This window comes from Janibacter sp. Y6, from assembly GCF_040900765.1.
In the GTDB taxonomy this organism is placed as follows: domain Bacteria; phylum Actinomycetota; class Actinomycetes; order Actinomycetales; family Dermatophilaceae; genus Marihabitans; species Marihabitans melonis.
In genome coordinates this window covers 852,608-865,792 of record NZ_JAKLYZ010000001.1, presented here as the reverse complement: position 1 = coordinate 865,792, position 13,185 = coordinate 852,608, and the positions used below count along the sequence as shown (strand labels likewise).

14 protein-coding genes are annotated in these 13,185 nt (G+C 74.3%); 9 read left to right on the top strand and 5 right to left on the bottom strand.

Going from position 1 to position 13,185, the window contains the following annotated elements:
* Nucleotides 1–2 precede the first annotated feature (2 nt).
* Both leuD and L6241_RS04005 read left to right on the top strand, forming a co-directional pair.
* Nucleotides 3–596, top strand: coding sequence for a 3-isopropylmalate dehydratase small subunit (leuD, locus tag L6241_RS04010; protein WP_368244956.1), 594 nt, complete (start codon nt 3–5; stop codon nt 594–596).
* 172 nt (nt 597–768) lie between these two features.
* The gene (locus tag L6241_RS04005; RefSeq protein WP_368244954.1) at nt 769–1,470 is read left to right on the top strand and encodes an HU family DNA-binding protein; all 702 of its coding nucleotides are present in this window, start codon (nt 769–771) and stop codon (nt 1,468–1,470) included.
* 59 nt (nt 1,471–1,529) lie between these two features.
* Here L6241_RS04005 and L6241_RS04000 read toward each other — a convergent pair whose 3' ends face one another.
* Complete coding sequence (locus L6241_RS04000) at nt 1,530–1,739, bottom strand: hypothetical protein (RefSeq protein ID WP_368244953.1); 210 nt, start codon at nt 1,737–1,739, stop codon at nt 1,530–1,532.
* An 84-nt stretch (nt 1,740–1,823) separates the two neighbouring features.
* On the opposite strand from L6241_RS04000, the gene L6241_RS03995 reads away from it, so the two are divergent.
* Entirely contained in the window at nt 1,824–2,597 is a 774-nt protein-coding gene (locus L6241_RS03995; protein ID WP_368244951.1) for a lysophospholipid acyltransferase family protein, read from the top strand.
* Nucleotides 2,594–3,589, top strand: coding sequence for an NAD(P)H-dependent glycerol-3-phosphate dehydrogenase (locus L6241_RS03990; RefSeq protein ID WP_368244950.1), 996 nt, complete (start codon nt 2,594–2,596; stop codon nt 3,587–3,589). The genes L6241_RS03995 and L6241_RS03990 overlap by 4 nt, the downstream gene beginning before the upstream one ends.
* 115 nt (nt 3,590–3,704) lie before the next feature.
* Here the strand turns inward: L6241_RS03990 and L6241_RS03985 are convergent, their stop codons facing one another.
* The gene (locus tag L6241_RS03985) at nt 3,705–4,823 is read right to left on the bottom strand and encodes a PLP-dependent aspartate aminotransferase family protein (protein ID WP_368244948.1); all 1,119 of its coding nucleotides are present in this window, start codon (nt 4,821–4,823) and stop codon (nt 3,705–3,707) included.
* A 58-nt stretch (nt 4,824–4,881) separates the two neighbouring features.
* On the opposite strand from L6241_RS03985, the gene L6241_RS03980 reads away from it, so the two are divergent.
* Nucleotides 4,882–6,009, top strand: a complete 1,128-nt coding sequence (locus L6241_RS03980) for a D-alanine--D-alanine ligase family protein (RefSeq protein ID WP_368244947.1) — start codon at nt 4,882–4,884, stop codon at nt 6,007–6,009.
* A gap of 4 nt (nt 6,010–6,013) precedes the next feature.
* Here the strand turns inward: L6241_RS03980 and L6241_RS03975 are convergent, their stop codons facing one another.
* Nucleotides 6,014–6,502, bottom strand: coding sequence for a DUF3515 family protein (locus L6241_RS03975; RefSeq protein WP_224767050.1), 489 nt, complete (start codon nt 6,500–6,502; stop codon nt 6,014–6,016).
* Nucleotides 6,499–6,732 (bottom strand): Lrp/AsnC family transcriptional regulator, encoded by a 234-nt coding sequence (locus L6241_RS03970; RefSeq protein ID WP_068274551.1) that lies wholly within the window; start codon nt 6,730–6,732, stop codon nt 6,499–6,501. The genes L6241_RS03975 and L6241_RS03970 overlap by 4 nt, the downstream gene beginning before the upstream one ends.
* Nucleotides 6,733–6,840: 108 nt before the next feature.
* Between L6241_RS03970 and thiL the strand changes: the two genes are divergently transcribed.
* Complete coding sequence (gene thiL / locus L6241_RS03965) at nt 6,841–7,851, top strand: thiamine-phosphate kinase (RefSeq protein ID WP_368244946.1); 1,011 nt, start codon at nt 6,841–6,843, stop codon at nt 7,849–7,851.
* 273 nt (nt 7,852–8,124) lie between these two features.
* Here thiL and rpmB read toward each other — a convergent pair whose 3' ends face one another.
* The gene (gene rpmB / locus L6241_RS03960; RefSeq protein WP_068274554.1) at nt 8,125–8,319 is read right to left on the bottom strand and encodes a 50S ribosomal protein L28; all 195 of its coding nucleotides are present in this window, start codon (nt 8,317–8,319) and stop codon (nt 8,125–8,127) included.
* A 196-nt stretch (nt 8,320–8,515) separates the two neighbouring features.
* On the opposite strand from rpmB, the gene L6241_RS03955 reads away from it, so the two are divergent.
* The 3 genes from L6241_RS03955 (at nt 8,516) to rsmD (ending at nt 13,087) form a co-directional block, all read left to right on the top strand.
* The gene (locus L6241_RS03955) at nt 8,516–10,198 is read left to right on the top strand and encodes a DAK2 domain-containing protein (RefSeq protein ID WP_368244945.1); all 1,683 of its coding nucleotides are present in this window, start codon (nt 8,516–8,518) and stop codon (nt 10,196–10,198) included.
* Nucleotides 10,199–10,202: 4 nt separating this feature from the next.
* Nucleotides 10,203–12,404 carry an ATP-dependent DNA helicase RecG gene (locus tag L6241_RS03950; protein WP_368244943.1) on the top strand — a complete coding sequence of 734 codons (2,202 nt, stop codon included), beginning with the start codon at nt 10,203–10,205 and terminating at the stop codon, nt 12,402–12,404.
* A gap of 107 nt (nt 12,405–12,511) precedes the next feature.
* Complete coding sequence (gene rsmD / locus L6241_RS03945) at nt 12,512–13,087, top strand: 16S rRNA (guanine(966)-N(2))-methyltransferase RsmD (RefSeq protein ID WP_354586938.1); 576 nt, start codon at nt 12,512–12,514, stop codon at nt 13,085–13,087.
* Nucleotides 13,088–13,185 lie beyond the last annotated feature (98 nt).

The window sequence follows — 13,185 nt, the reverse complement described above, 5'->3', positions numbered from 1 at the left end:
CAATGGAGAAGTTCACCACCCACACCGGGGTCGGCGTCCCGCTGCGCCGCAGCAACGTCGACACCGACCAGATCATCCCCGCCGTCTACCTCAAGCGCGTGTCCCGCACGGGCTTCGAGGACGGGCTCTTCGCCGCCTGGCGCGGTGACGAGACCTTCGTGCTCAACCAGCCGGCCTTCGCGCAGGGCTCGGTCCTCGTCGCGGGCGCGGACTTCGGCACGGGGTCCTCGCGCGAGCACGCCGTGTGGGCGCTCATGGACTACGGCTTCCGCGTCGTCATCTCCAGCCGCTTCGCCGACATCTTCCGTGGCAACTCCGGCAAGCAGGGCCTGCTCACCGCGATCGTCAGCCAGGACGACGTCGAGCTGCTGTGGAAGTACCTCGAGAACGAGCCCGGTGCGCAGATCACCGTCGACCTCACCGCCCGCACCGTGACGGCCGGCGAGAGCGTCTACCCCTTCGAGGTCGACGACTACACGCGGTGGCGTCTGCTCGAGGGCCTCGACGACATCGGGCTCACCCTCTCGCACGCCGAGGACATCGACGCCTTCGAGTCCGCCCGGCCCACCTTCAAGCCCACGACCCAGCCGGTCTGAGCCCCGGGGCGACGGGGGTGCCCCCGTCACCCGGTGACGAATTCGCCCACCCAGTCTGCTCGTTGCCGCCTCGGCGGGTCGCCACGCGTTCTACCGTCGGGGGTGACCGGGCAACGTCGCCCGGTCGTCCACCTGCCGGGGACCCCGGCGCAGACGTACCTGTGGAGCGAACGTGAACAAGGCAGAACTCATCAAGTCGATCGAGGCCAGCCTCGGCAGCCGCAAGGCCGCCACCGACGCGCTGGACGCGGTGCTGGACGCCATCGTGCGCGAGGTGAGCAAGGGGGGCAAGGTCGCGATCACGGGATTCGGGACCTTCGAGAAGGCGGCGCGGGCCGCGCGGACGGGCCGCAACCCGCAGACCGGTGAGCCCGTGAAGATCCCGAAGACGTCGGTCCCGCGCTTCAAGGCGGCCACGAGCTTCAAGGGCTACGTCGCCAACCCGACCTCGTTGCCCAAGGCTGCTCCCGCCGTCGCGCGGGCCGCGGCCGGGACGGTGGCCTCCGCGGTCGACACCGCGGCGAAGGTCGCCGGCCTCGGGGGAGGGGCCGCGGCGCGGCGCTCGTCCGCCGCCACGGGCTCGGCGTCGAAGAGCACGGGGTCGAAGAGCACGGCGCCGAAGAAGACGGCGTCGAAGAGCGCGGCCAAGAGCGCGCCCGCGAAGAAGAGCGCTGCAGCCAAGAGCGCGCCGGCGAAGAAGACGGCCGCAAAGAGCACGGCGTCGAAGAGCACGGCGTCGAAGAAGACGGCGTCCACGAGCACGGCGAAGAAGACCACGTCGAACACGGCGAAGAAGACCCCGGCGAAGAAGACCTCGTCGGGCACGGCGAAGAGCACGCCGGCGAAGAAGACCGCGAAGAAGAGCGCGAGCTGATCCCCCTTCGCCCGGACCCGCGCACGCCCACGACCCCCGGTCGTGGGCGTGCGGCGTCGTCAGTCGATCCGCTCGCCCTCGCCGATCCCGACGACCCACGCGCGGCTGACCTGGTCGTCTGCACCGAGCTCGACCGACAGCCGCTGGCCGGGTAGCACGTGGATGAGGCCGCTGCCCGCGAAGGCCGAGAACGGCGCGCGCAGCCGGCGACCGGTGTCGGTGACGAGGACGACGCCGTCCGCGTCGTTCGAGAAAACCGTGGCCTGCATGGCCGCAACCCTAATCCTGGCTATGGTGACCGCAGCCCGACCGGACGTCGGCGGGCGGGACGACGAGGTCGAGCAGGAGGCGCCGTGGCCGAGCACCGGACGCAGGTGCCGTGGATGTACCGCCTCGTCGCCACCGTGCTGCGCCCGCTGCTGCGCGCGCTCACGCCGTACTCGGTGACCGGGCTGGAGCACGTGCCGAGGTCCGGCGGTTTCCTCGTGACGCCGAACCACATCTCCTACCTCGACCCCTTCCCGTGGGCGCACACGCTCTACGACGAGGGGATCGCGCCGACCTTCATGGCCAAGAGCGAGCTCTTCGAGTCGTGGTGGCTCGGCCCGATCATGCGCCAGGCCCGTCAGGTGCCGGTCTACCGCGAGCGGCACGACGCCGCGTCCGCGCTGCGCGACGCCGTCGCCGCGCTCGAGCAGGGCCGGTGCGTCGCGATCTACCCCGAGGGCACCCTGACCCGTGACCCCGACGAGTGGCCGATGCGCGGCAAGACCGGCGCGGCGCGGCTCGCGCTCGAGGCCCGCTGCCCCGTCATCCCCATCGCCCAGTGGGGGCCGCAGGCGATCCTGCCGCAGTACGCGAAGATCCCGCGCCTGCTGCCGCGCCGCACGACCCACATCCGCTTCGGCCCGCCGGTCGACCTCAGCGACCTCTACGAGCGCGACCTCACGACGGTCGTCGTCATGGAGGCGACCGACCGGATCATGGCGGCGATCACCCACGAGGTGGAGCAGCTGCGCGGGGAGCGGGCGCCCGCGGTGCGCTTCGACCCGCAGGCCCACGGCATCGCGACGACCGGCGACTACCGCCACGCGCGCGGACGGCTCGACTCAGGAGGAGCAGCATGAGCAAGGTCGCGGTCTTCGGGGGCGGCAGCTGGGGCACCGCCTTCGCCACGGTGCTCGCCGACGGCGGCAACGACGTGAGCATCTGGGCCCGTCGCCCCGAGCTCGTCGCGCAGATCAACCGCGGGCGCAACGAGGACTACCTGCCCGACCACGAGCTGCCGCAGTCGATCTCGGCGACGACCGACCCGGCCGAGGCGGTCGACGGCGCGCAGGTCGTCGTGCTGTCGGTGCCGAGCCAGTCGCTGCGGGAGAACCTCGGGGCGTGGGGCGACGTGCTGAGCCAGGGCGTCGTCGTCTCGCTGATGAAGGGCGTCGAGCTCGGCACGACGAAGCGGATGAGCGAGGTCATCAGCGAGGTCGGGGGGGTGCCCACCGAGCGCATCGCCGTCGTGTCCGGACCGAACCTCGCCCGCGAGATCGTCCAGCGCCAGCCGGCGGCGACCGTCGTGGCCTGCCCCGACCAGGGCGCGGCGGACCTCGTCGCCGCGGCCTGCGCGACGAGCTACTTCCGCCCGTACACCTCGACCGACCTCGTCGGCGCGGAGGTCGGCGGAGCGGTGAAGAACGTCATCGCGCTCGCCGTCGGCATGGCCGAGGGCATGGGCCTGGGCGACAACACGAAGTCCTCGATCATCACCCGCGGGCTGGCCGAGATGACGCGGCTCGGCGTCGCGCTCGGGGCCGACGCGCGGACCTTCGCCGGGCTCGCCGGCGTCGGCGACCTCATCGCGACGTGCATGTCGCCGCTGTCGCGCAACCACTCCTTCGGGGTGGGGCTGGGCCGCGGGATGAGCGTCGCCGAGGTGCAGGAGCACACGCGCCAGACGGCCGAAGGGGTGAAGTCGTGCTCCTCGATCCTCGACCTCGCCCGCGCCCACGGCGTCGACGTGCCGATCATCGAGCAGGTGAGCGCGTGCGTGCACGAGGGGACCTCGGTGCCCGACGTCGTCCACGCCCTGCTCTCCCGGGCCCGCAAGCCCGAGACCGACTGACCCCCCTTCGCCCTGTCGCAGCTTTCCCGCCCAGGGCGGGAACATTCGACCTCGGGAAGGAAATGTTCTTGCCCGAGGTCGAGCTTTCCCGCCCTGGGCGGGAAAGCCGGGGCGCTCAGGCGAGGCGGAGCGCGGCGTCGAGGTCGCGCCAGAGGTCCTCGACGTCCTCGATGCCCACGGACAGCCGCACGAGGTCGACGGGGGTGGACTCGGGCTCGCCGGGCTGGCGGCGGCGCCGCTCGAGCTGGCTCTCGACCCCGCCGAGGCTCGTCGAGTGCGACCACAGGTGGGTGCCCGCGCAGATCCGCTCCGCGCCCTCGGCCCCGCCGACGGTCTCGACCGAGACGATCGCGCCGAGACCGGGGTAGCGCACACGGGTGACGGACGGGTGCTCGCGCAGGCGGGCGGCGAGCTCGACGGCGTTCTCGCAGGCGCGCTCGAGGCGGACTGCGAGGGTGCGCAGGCCGCGCAGGACGAGCCAGGCCTCCATCGGGCCGGGGATCGCGCCGCCGAGCAGGCGGTGGCGGGCCAGGCGGTCGCGCAGTGCACGGCCGCGCTCGTCGGTGCCGGTGATCGTCATGCCGAGGATGACGTCGGAGTGCCCGGAGAGGTACTTCGTCGCCGAGTGCACGCTGACGTCGGCGCCGAGGGCGAGCGGCTGCTGGAGCAGCGGGGTGGCGAAGGTGTTGTCGACCGCGACGACCGCCCCGGCCGCCCGGCCTGCGTGCGCGAGCCGCTCGACGTCGGCGAGGTCGAGCAGCGGGTTGGTCGGCGACTCGAGCCACAGCAGGTCGGCGCCGGGCAGGGCCGCCTCGACGGCCTCGGCGTCGGTGACGTCGACCCAGCGCACGGCGAGTCGCCCGGCCTCCTGCGCCTCGGTGAGGCTGACGACGACACCGTTGTACGCGGCGAAGGGGGCCACGACGGTGCCGCCCGTCGGCACGAGCGAGAGGACGGCGGCCACCGCGGCCATCCCGGACGCGAAGGCGAGGGCGTCGCCCCCTTCGAGCGGTCCGACCGAGTCCTCGAGCGCGCTCCACGTCGGGTTGCCCGCGCGGGCGTAGTTGACGGGGCCGTCGGCCGCGTACGTCGAGGTGAAGACCGGCGGGACGGCGAGGGGGGCGCCCGGTGCCCGGTCGGGCCGGCCGAGGGCGACGACCTGGGTCGCCGGGGCGAAGGGGGAGCCGGCGTGGGTCGCGTGACCGTCGGCTCCGGTGGGCTGCTCGCTCGTCATGGGCGACACGGTATCCGCAGCGCGGGAGGGCGAGCCGGGCGCACTACAGTCGTGGACGATGACCACTCACGAGCCCCGCAAGCCCCGCGTCGCCGTCGTCTTCGGCGGCCGATCGTCCGAGCACGCCGTGTCGTGCGCGACGGCGGCGGGGGTGCTCTCGGCCATCGACCGCGAGCGCTACGACGTCGTCCCGATCGGGGTCTCCCGCGACGGGTCCTGGGTGCTCGTCGACGACGACCCCGAGCCGCTGCGCCTCGTGCCCGGGCACACCCCCGAGGTCGTCCACGCCGGCACGGAGGTCGCCCTGTCGACCTCGGTCGGCGACCGCACCCTCTCCGTGCACGCGCCGGGGCAGCCGCCCCAGGCCTTCGGCGAGGTCGACGTCGTCTTCCCCCTGCTCCACGGCCCCTACGGCGAGGACGGCACCCTCCAGGGGATGCTCGAGCTCGCCGACGTGCGCTACGTCGGGTCGGGCGTCCTCGCCTCCGCGGCGGGCATGGACAAGCACTACATGAAGGTCGTCTTCGCCGGCGCCGGCCTGCCCGTCGGCCCGTACACGGTGATCACCGACCGGCAGTGGCGTGCCGACCCCGCCGCCGCGATGGACGCCGTCGCCGCGCTGTCGTGGCCGGTCTTCGTCAAGCCGTGCCGCGCCGGGTCCTCGATGGGCGTGAGCCGGGTCGAGCGCCCCGAGGACCTCGAGGCGGCGATCGAGGCCGCCCGCGAGCACGACCTCAAGGTCATCGTCGAGGCCGGCATCGTCGGCCGAGAGATCGAGTGCGCGGTCCTCGAGGGGCACGGGCTCGACGCGCCGCGCACCTCGCTGCCCGGCGAGATCGTCGTCGAGTCCGGGCACGGCCACGACTTCTACGACTTCGAGGCGAAGTACCTCGACGAGTCCGCGGTGCGGCTGTCCTGCCCGGCGGAGCTGAGCGAGCAGGTGAGCGACGAGGTGCGCCGGCTCGCGGCCGAGGCCTTCGACGCGCTGGCGTGCGAGGGGCTCGCGCGGGTCGACTGCTTCGTCACCGACCGCGGCGAGGTCGTCATCAACGAGATCAACACGATGCCGGGCTTCACCCCCCACTCGATGTACCCGCGGATGTGGCAGGCGAGCGGCCTGGCCTACCCCGACCTCATCGACGAGCTCGTCCAGCTGGCCCTCGAGCGGCCCGTCGGGCTGCGCTGAGCGCTCAGTCGCACTGCCGCCCGTTGGTGGGCAGCGCCTTAGCCGCGTCCGCGAAAGCGGGCAGGACGAGCGGGGCCTGACCGACCTCGTCGGGCACGAGCACCTCGATCGCTGGGGAGCGCCCGAAGGTCGTGAGAGCCGTCCCGTCGCTCAGCTCGCGCGCCACCCAGTCGACGCCGTCGACGCTGATGCACTGCTCGGTGGTCGGCCCCAGGGCCGGCAGGCCGCAGCGGGCGATGACGGCTGGGTCTCCCCACGCGTGCACCGCGGTGCCGGCGGGGTCGGTGTCGCGCTCGTCCTCGCCGGCGACCTCGAGAGGCCAGCGGGTGCCGGCGTCGAGGCAGGCCGGGTCGTCGCCGCCGTCGGGGATCGCGACGTCGACGGGCCCGGTCCGGGTGAGGAGGACGCCGAGGGCCAGGCCCGCGGTGACGAGGACGACGAGCCCGGCGAGCAGAGGTCGCCGGTCGCGACCCGTGCGGTCGGGGCCGCTCACACGTGGACGATGGGGCAGGTGAGCGTCCGGGTGATGCCCGGGACCTGCTGGAGCTGCGCGAGGACGAGCCGGCCGAGGTCGGCCATCGTCTCGGCCTCGACGCGGGCGACGACGTCGTAGGGGCCGGTGACGTCGTGCGCCTCGACGACGCCGGTCAGCTCGGCGATGTCGGTGCACACGCGGGTGGAGACCCCCACCTCGGTCTGGATGAGGACGTACGCCTGGACCATGTCCCTCCCTGCTGCCCGTGCGGTGCGCGCGGCCGCTCCGGGCACCTGCGCCGACGGTAGCCGACGGCAGCGCTCTCGCGCCGGTCGGGTCGGTGAGATGGTGGCGGGGTGGACCACCCGACGCTGCGCCTGGCCGACCTCGACGAGGAGGCCGTGCTCGCCCGGCTGCTGCCGGTGCTCCTCCACGACGAGGCGCCGGGTGTGCCCGTCGGGCCCGGCGACGACGCCGCGGTCGTCGAGGCGCCGTCCGGGTCGGTCGTCGCGACGACCGACTCGATGGTCCTCGGTGTCGACTGGCGCGACGACTGGTCGAGTCCGCAGGACGTCGGGCACAAGCTCGTCGTGCAGAATGTCGCCGACGTCGCCGTGATGGGGGCGCGCCCGACGGGTCTGCTCCTCGCGCTGAGCGCGGACCCCGCCACCCCGGTGGAGTGGGTGCTCGGGCTGGCCGAAGGGGTGGCCGCCGCGGCCCGCGAGAGCGCCACCCCGGTGCTCGGCGGTGACCTGTCGGGAGCGGCCGCCGGCAGCGTGGTCCTCGCGATGACCGTCCTCGGGGACCTCGGCGGTCGGGCTCCCGTGCGGCGCAGCGGTGCCCGCGTCGGCGACGTCGTCGCCGTGTGCGGCACGCTCGGCCGGTCGGGGGCGGGGCTGCGGCTCTACCTCGACGCCGAGCTGGCCGCGGCGGCCGACAGGCAGGCCCCGGAGGCGGCCCACCGGCTGCGCTCCTCGCACCGCCGGCCGCACTGCCCGTGGCAGTCCGGGGCGGAGGCGGCGCGGGCGGGCGCGAGCGCCATGCTCGACGTCTCCGACGGGCTCGTGCGCGACGCCGGTCGCCTGGCCCGGGCGAGCGGCGTGAGCGTCGACCTCGACGGCGCCGCGCTCCGGGCTGAGACGCACGGCGACCTGCTCGACGTCCTCGGGGCCGAGGCGGCGCTGCGCGAGGTGCTCGGCGGGGGAGAGGAGCACGCGCTGCTCGCGTGCTTCGCCGACGCGTCCCGGCTGCCGACGACGGGCGCCCCGTGGCGCGTGGTCGGCCGCGTCGTCGAGCGATCGAGGGCGCCGGTCCTGCTCGACGGGGTGCCCCACGAGGTCGCTGGCTGGGACCACTTCGCCGGCTGATCCCCCTTCGCGCCGACGGGGATGCCGCAGACCGCGGCCGGGGCTGCGGGACTGGGCTGGATCCCCCTTCGCCGGTGCTCAGCACGACTTACCCCTGGTTCGCAGGAGTTTCTTACTCGTGCAGAGCGGGGGTTTATCGGGTGACCCGAGAAACCTGGGGCACGTGGGGCGAAGGGGCGACGAGGCGGGTGGGGCGACCAGGCGACGAGGCGGAGGGGACGACGAAGGCCGACCACCTCGAGGAGGTGATCGGCCCGTCAGGTGCTCAGCGGGTCAGCGCTTGACCTTGCCGGCCTTGAGGCAGGAGGTGCAGACGTTGAGACGCTTGGGGGTCTTGCCGGCGTCACCGACGAGAGCCTTGACGCGCTGGATGTTCGGGTTCCAGCGTCGCTTGGTGCGGCGGTGGGAGTGCGAGATGGAGTGCCCGAAGCTCGGGCCCTTGCCGCAGACGTCGCAGTTGGCAGCCACGGGTGTTCTCCTCGATCGATGATGCGTACGTGTCGGTGGTGCTGCCCGGGCCGCGTGATCACGAGGTGATCGGGCTCCAGGCAACCGGTCCAGCGTAGCCGAGCAGTGCGTGCGCGACCAAAACGGCTCCGGCGCACGGCACGCGGACCGCTGCGGATGGGGTCGCAGTGACGGTCCTCTCCGTTAGCGTACGAGAGTGCTGACCGCGATCGACGCCGCCGCCATGCGCCGCTGGGCGGTCGTCACCCGTGCCGCGCTCGCCGCGCGGCGGGCCGAGATCGACGCGCTCAACGTCTTCCCGGTGCCCGACGGCGACACGGGCACGAACATGTACCTCACCCTCGACCAGGCGCTCGACGCCGTGCGCGTCGACCACGAGGCCCGTGGGGTGCTCGGCGAGGTCGACCTGCCGGGCGAGGCCGCCGCGATGTCGCGGGCCGCGATGCTCTCCGCCCGCGGCAACTCCGGGGTGATCCTCAGCCAGCTCATCCGCGGCATCAGCGACGAGCTCTCCGGCGCCGGCACCGCGAGCGCCGACGCGCCCCTGCTCGCCCGGGCGCTGGGGGCCGCCGCCCGGCGTGCCCGCGAGAGCGTCGTGCGCCCCCAGGAGGGCACGATCCTCACCGTCGCCGACCGTGCCGCCGAGGCGGCTGCAGCAGCCGCCGCCGACGGCGCCGACCTGCCGACCCTCACCGAACGCACGGTCCAGGCCACCCGCGACGCGCTCGCCGCGACCCCGTCGCAGCTGCCGGTCCTCGCCGCCGCCGGGGTCGTCGACGCCGGGGGAGCGGGCTTCCTGCTCTTCCTCGAGGCCCTCGACCGCGTCGTGCGCGACCACACCCCGCTCGACCGCTACGAGGTCGACGACTTCACGATGAACCTCGACCTGCGCCGCCGGCCCGAGTGGTCCACGGGCGAAGGGGGAGCCGTCACCCGCCCCGTGCCCGCCGAGGCCGGTGGCCCCGCGGCGGCCGAGGGGCCGGCCTTCGAGGTGATGTACCTGCTCGACAGCGAGGACGAGCAGGCGCTGCACGACCTGCGGTGCGACCTCGACGCGCTCGGCGACAGCGTCGTGCTCAGCGGCGACGGCACGACGACGAAGGTCCACGTGCACACCGACGACATCGGCGCGGCCCTGCAGGCCGGGCTGGCCGTCGCCCCGCCCCGCGAGGTCCAGGTGACACCGCTGGTCCACGCGATGCGCCCCCACCCCCGGGTCGGCCTGGCCGTCGTCGCGTGCGCCGCCGGGCCTGGCATCGCCGCGCTCGTGCGCGAGGTGGGAGCCTCAGCCGTGACCTCCGGGCCCGGTCGCCGGGCCTCGGCCGGCGAGCTGCTCGACGCGGTCCGCGAGACCCGCGCCGGTGATGTCATCCTCCTGCCCAACGACCGTGACACCGTGCTCGCCGCGAGGGCGTGCGCCCAGGCCGCCGGCCAGGAGGGGCAGCACGTGCACGTCGTCGAGTCCGGCACCGCCGTCCAGGGGCTCGCCGCGCTCGCGGTCTACGACCCCGGCGCCGACGCCCGCCACAACGAGATGACGATGACCCGGGCCGCCGCGGCGACCCGCCACGGCGCGGTGACGATCGCCGTCAAGGCCGGTCTGACGAGCGGCGGGCCGTGCGAGGTCGGCGACGCCCTCGGGGTCGTCGCCGGTGACATCGCCATCGTCGGCCAGGACCTGTGCGCCGTCGCCGCCGAGGTCGTCGCGCGGCTCGCCGGCTCTGGGGTCGACCTCGTCACCCTCGTCGTCGGCGAGGACGCCGACGACGAGCTCGTCGTCGCGGCGCGCGCGGCCGCCGAGGCGCTCGGTCACGGCGTCGAGGTCGAGGTCGTCGACGGCGGCCAGCCGGCCTACCCGCTCCTCGTCGGGGTCGAGTGAACCGGTGACCACCGAGGACACCCGGCTCAAGGGGCTCGTCGGCTCCGCCGCGAGCAAGCTCGAGAAGCACCGCGGCATCGTCACCGTCGGTGACCTGCTCGACTTCGCGCCCCGTCGCTACCGCACGACCGTCGCCGACCTCGGTGCGCCTGCCGTCGGCGACTACCTCGTCGCCGTCGCGACCGTGGAGTCGGCGACCACGCGGACGATGAAGTCGCGCCGCGGCAAGATGCTCGAGGCCGTCATCACCGACGGGCGCAGCCGCATGGACGTCACCTTCTTCTCGGCCTACGGCCACGAGAAGGAGCTCCAGGTCGGCCGCACGCTCCTCTTCGCCGGGCGGGTCGGCGAGTACCGCGGGCGGCGTCAGCTGGCCCACCCCGCGTACTCGAGCATCGAGGCGCTCCACGCGCTCGGCGACCTCGCCGTCGACGAGGGCGGGCTCATCCCCATCTACCGGCACGTGCCCGGGGTGCAGTCGTGGGGCGTGTCCGCCGCGGTGCGCGTCGTCCTGCAGCACCTCGACGAGGTCGTCGACGCGGTGCCCGACGAGGTCCGTGAGCGCCGCGACCTGCTCGGCCGGCTCGAGGCCCTCACCGCGCTGCATGCCCCGCACACCCTCGACGACGTCGAGCGGGCCCGCCACCGGCTGCGCTTCGAGGAGGCCTTCGTCCTGCAGTGCCTGCTCGGCATGCGCCGGGCCGAGCGGGCGGCAGAGGTCACCCGGGCCCGGCGACCCGACGGGCGGCTCCTCGCCACCTTCGACGAGCGGCTCCCCTTCGAGCTCACGGCGGGACAGCGCGAGGTGGGCGAGACCGTCCTCGCCGACCTCGCCGCCGACACCCCGATGCACCGCCTCCTCCAGGGCGAGGTCGGCTCGGGCAAGACCGTCGTCGCGCTGCGCGCGATGCTCGCCGCCGTCGACAGCGGCGGCCAGGCCGCGCTGCTCGCGCCCACCGAGGTGCTCGCGGTGCAGCACGAGCGCACGATCCGCGGCATGCTCGGCGATCTCGCCGAGGCGGGGATGCTCGGCGGCGCCGAGGACGCGACCCGCGTGCAGCTGCTCACCGGGTCGATGAGCACCCAGGCCCGTCGCGAGGCGCTCATCCACATCGCGACGGGCGCCGCGGGCATCGTCGTCGGCACCCACGCCCTGCTCGAGGACGTCGTGACCTTCGACGACCTCGCGCTCGTCGTCGTCGACGAGCAGCACCGCTTCGGGGTCGAGCAGCGCGACGCGCTGCGGGCGAAGGGGGAGCACCCGCCGCACCTCCTCGTCATGACCGCGACGCCCATCCCGCGCACGGTCGCGATGACCGTCTTCGGCGACATGGCCACCTCGACGCTGAGCGAGCTGCCCCGCGGGCGCCAGCCGGTGACGACCCACGTCGTGCCCGCCGGCAACCCCCGCTGGGTGCAGCGGGTGTGGGAGCGCCTCGCCGAGGAGGTCGCCGCCGGCCGTCAGGCCTTCGTCGTGTGCCCGCGCATCGGCGGCGACGACGACGTCGAGGAGGGCGTGGACCTGCTGAGCGAGGGGCCGGTCGGGGACGACGAGGCCGACGGCGAGCGCGTGCCGGACGACGACGCGCCCCGCCCGCTCGCCGACGTCTCCGGCACCCTCGAGCTGCTCGCCCAGGTGCCCGCCCTCGCCGGGGTGAGCACGGCGGCCCTCCACGGCCGGATGCGCCCGGAGGAGAAGGACGCGGTGATGTCGGCCTACGCCGCCGGCGAGATCGACGTGCTCGTCGCGACGACGGTCATCGAGGTCGGCGTCGACGTGCCGAACGCGAGCACGATGGTCGTCCTCGACGCCGACCGCTTCGGCATCTCCCAGCTGCACCAGCTGCGCGGGCGGATCGGTCGTGGCGGGCACCCCGGGGTCTGCCTGCTCGTCACCGGCTCCGACGCCGAGAGCGCGCAGGAGCGTCTGCAGGCCCTCGCCTCGACCTCCGACGGCTTCGAGCTCGCCCGGGTCGACCTCGCCCAGCGGCGCGAGGGCGACGTGCTCGGCACCGCCCAGTCCGGGGTCCGCTCGCAGCTGCGCCACCTGTCGCTGCTGCGCGACGAGGACCTCATCGAGGCCGCCCGCGAGGACGTCGAGGTCGTCCTCGCCGCCGACCCCGACCTCTCCGCGCACCCCGAGCTCGCCGCCGCCGTCGCCCGCTGGGCCGACGAGGAGCGCACCGCCTACCTCGAGAAGTCCTGACCTCCCCTTCGCCCGAGTGCTCTCGTGCGGGCCCCGTCGTCACCGGGGGAGAGGCCCGGGTGCGGACCGAGGTGGGAGCGCGTGCCGCGATGACCCATGATGGAGGCGTGACGCGCATCATCAGCGGCCAGGCCGGCGGGCGACGCCTGCGCACACCTGCGGGTGGCGGGACCCGCCCGACGAGCGACCGCGTGCGCGAGGCGCTCTTCTCCGCGCTCGAGTCCCGAGACGCCGTCCAGGGCGCCCACGTCATGGACCTCTACGCCGGCTCCGGCGCCCTCGGGCTCGAGGCGGCCAGCCGCGGCGCCGCGAGCGTGCTCCTCGTCGAGTCCGACCGCGGGGCCATCGGGGTGATCCGCGCCAACATCGCCGACGTCGGCGCCGCCGGCGCGCGCGTCCAGGCCGGCACCGTCGAGGCGGCGCTCGACCGCACCCCGACCCTCGCCTACGACCTCGTCCTCGCCGACCCGCCCTACGACGTCGACGAGGACTCGCTCGCCGCGGTGCTCGACCTCCTGCTCACCCGCGAGTGGCTCAGCCCGGACGCGCTCGTCGTCGTCGAGCGCTCGAGCCGCAGCCCCGAGCCGGCATGGCCCGCCGGGCTGACCCTCGAGGCGCGCAAGGACTACGGCGAGACCGTCCTCTGGTACGCCCGCACCTGGGCTGCCGACTACCAGATCTGAGCACCACGAACGTGGCCTGCCGGCCGCGCCACTTAGGTCCGCCTTGCGTGGACAGGCCCCGGCGCGAAGTCCCCGATCCGAGGTCGCTCGGCCTACGT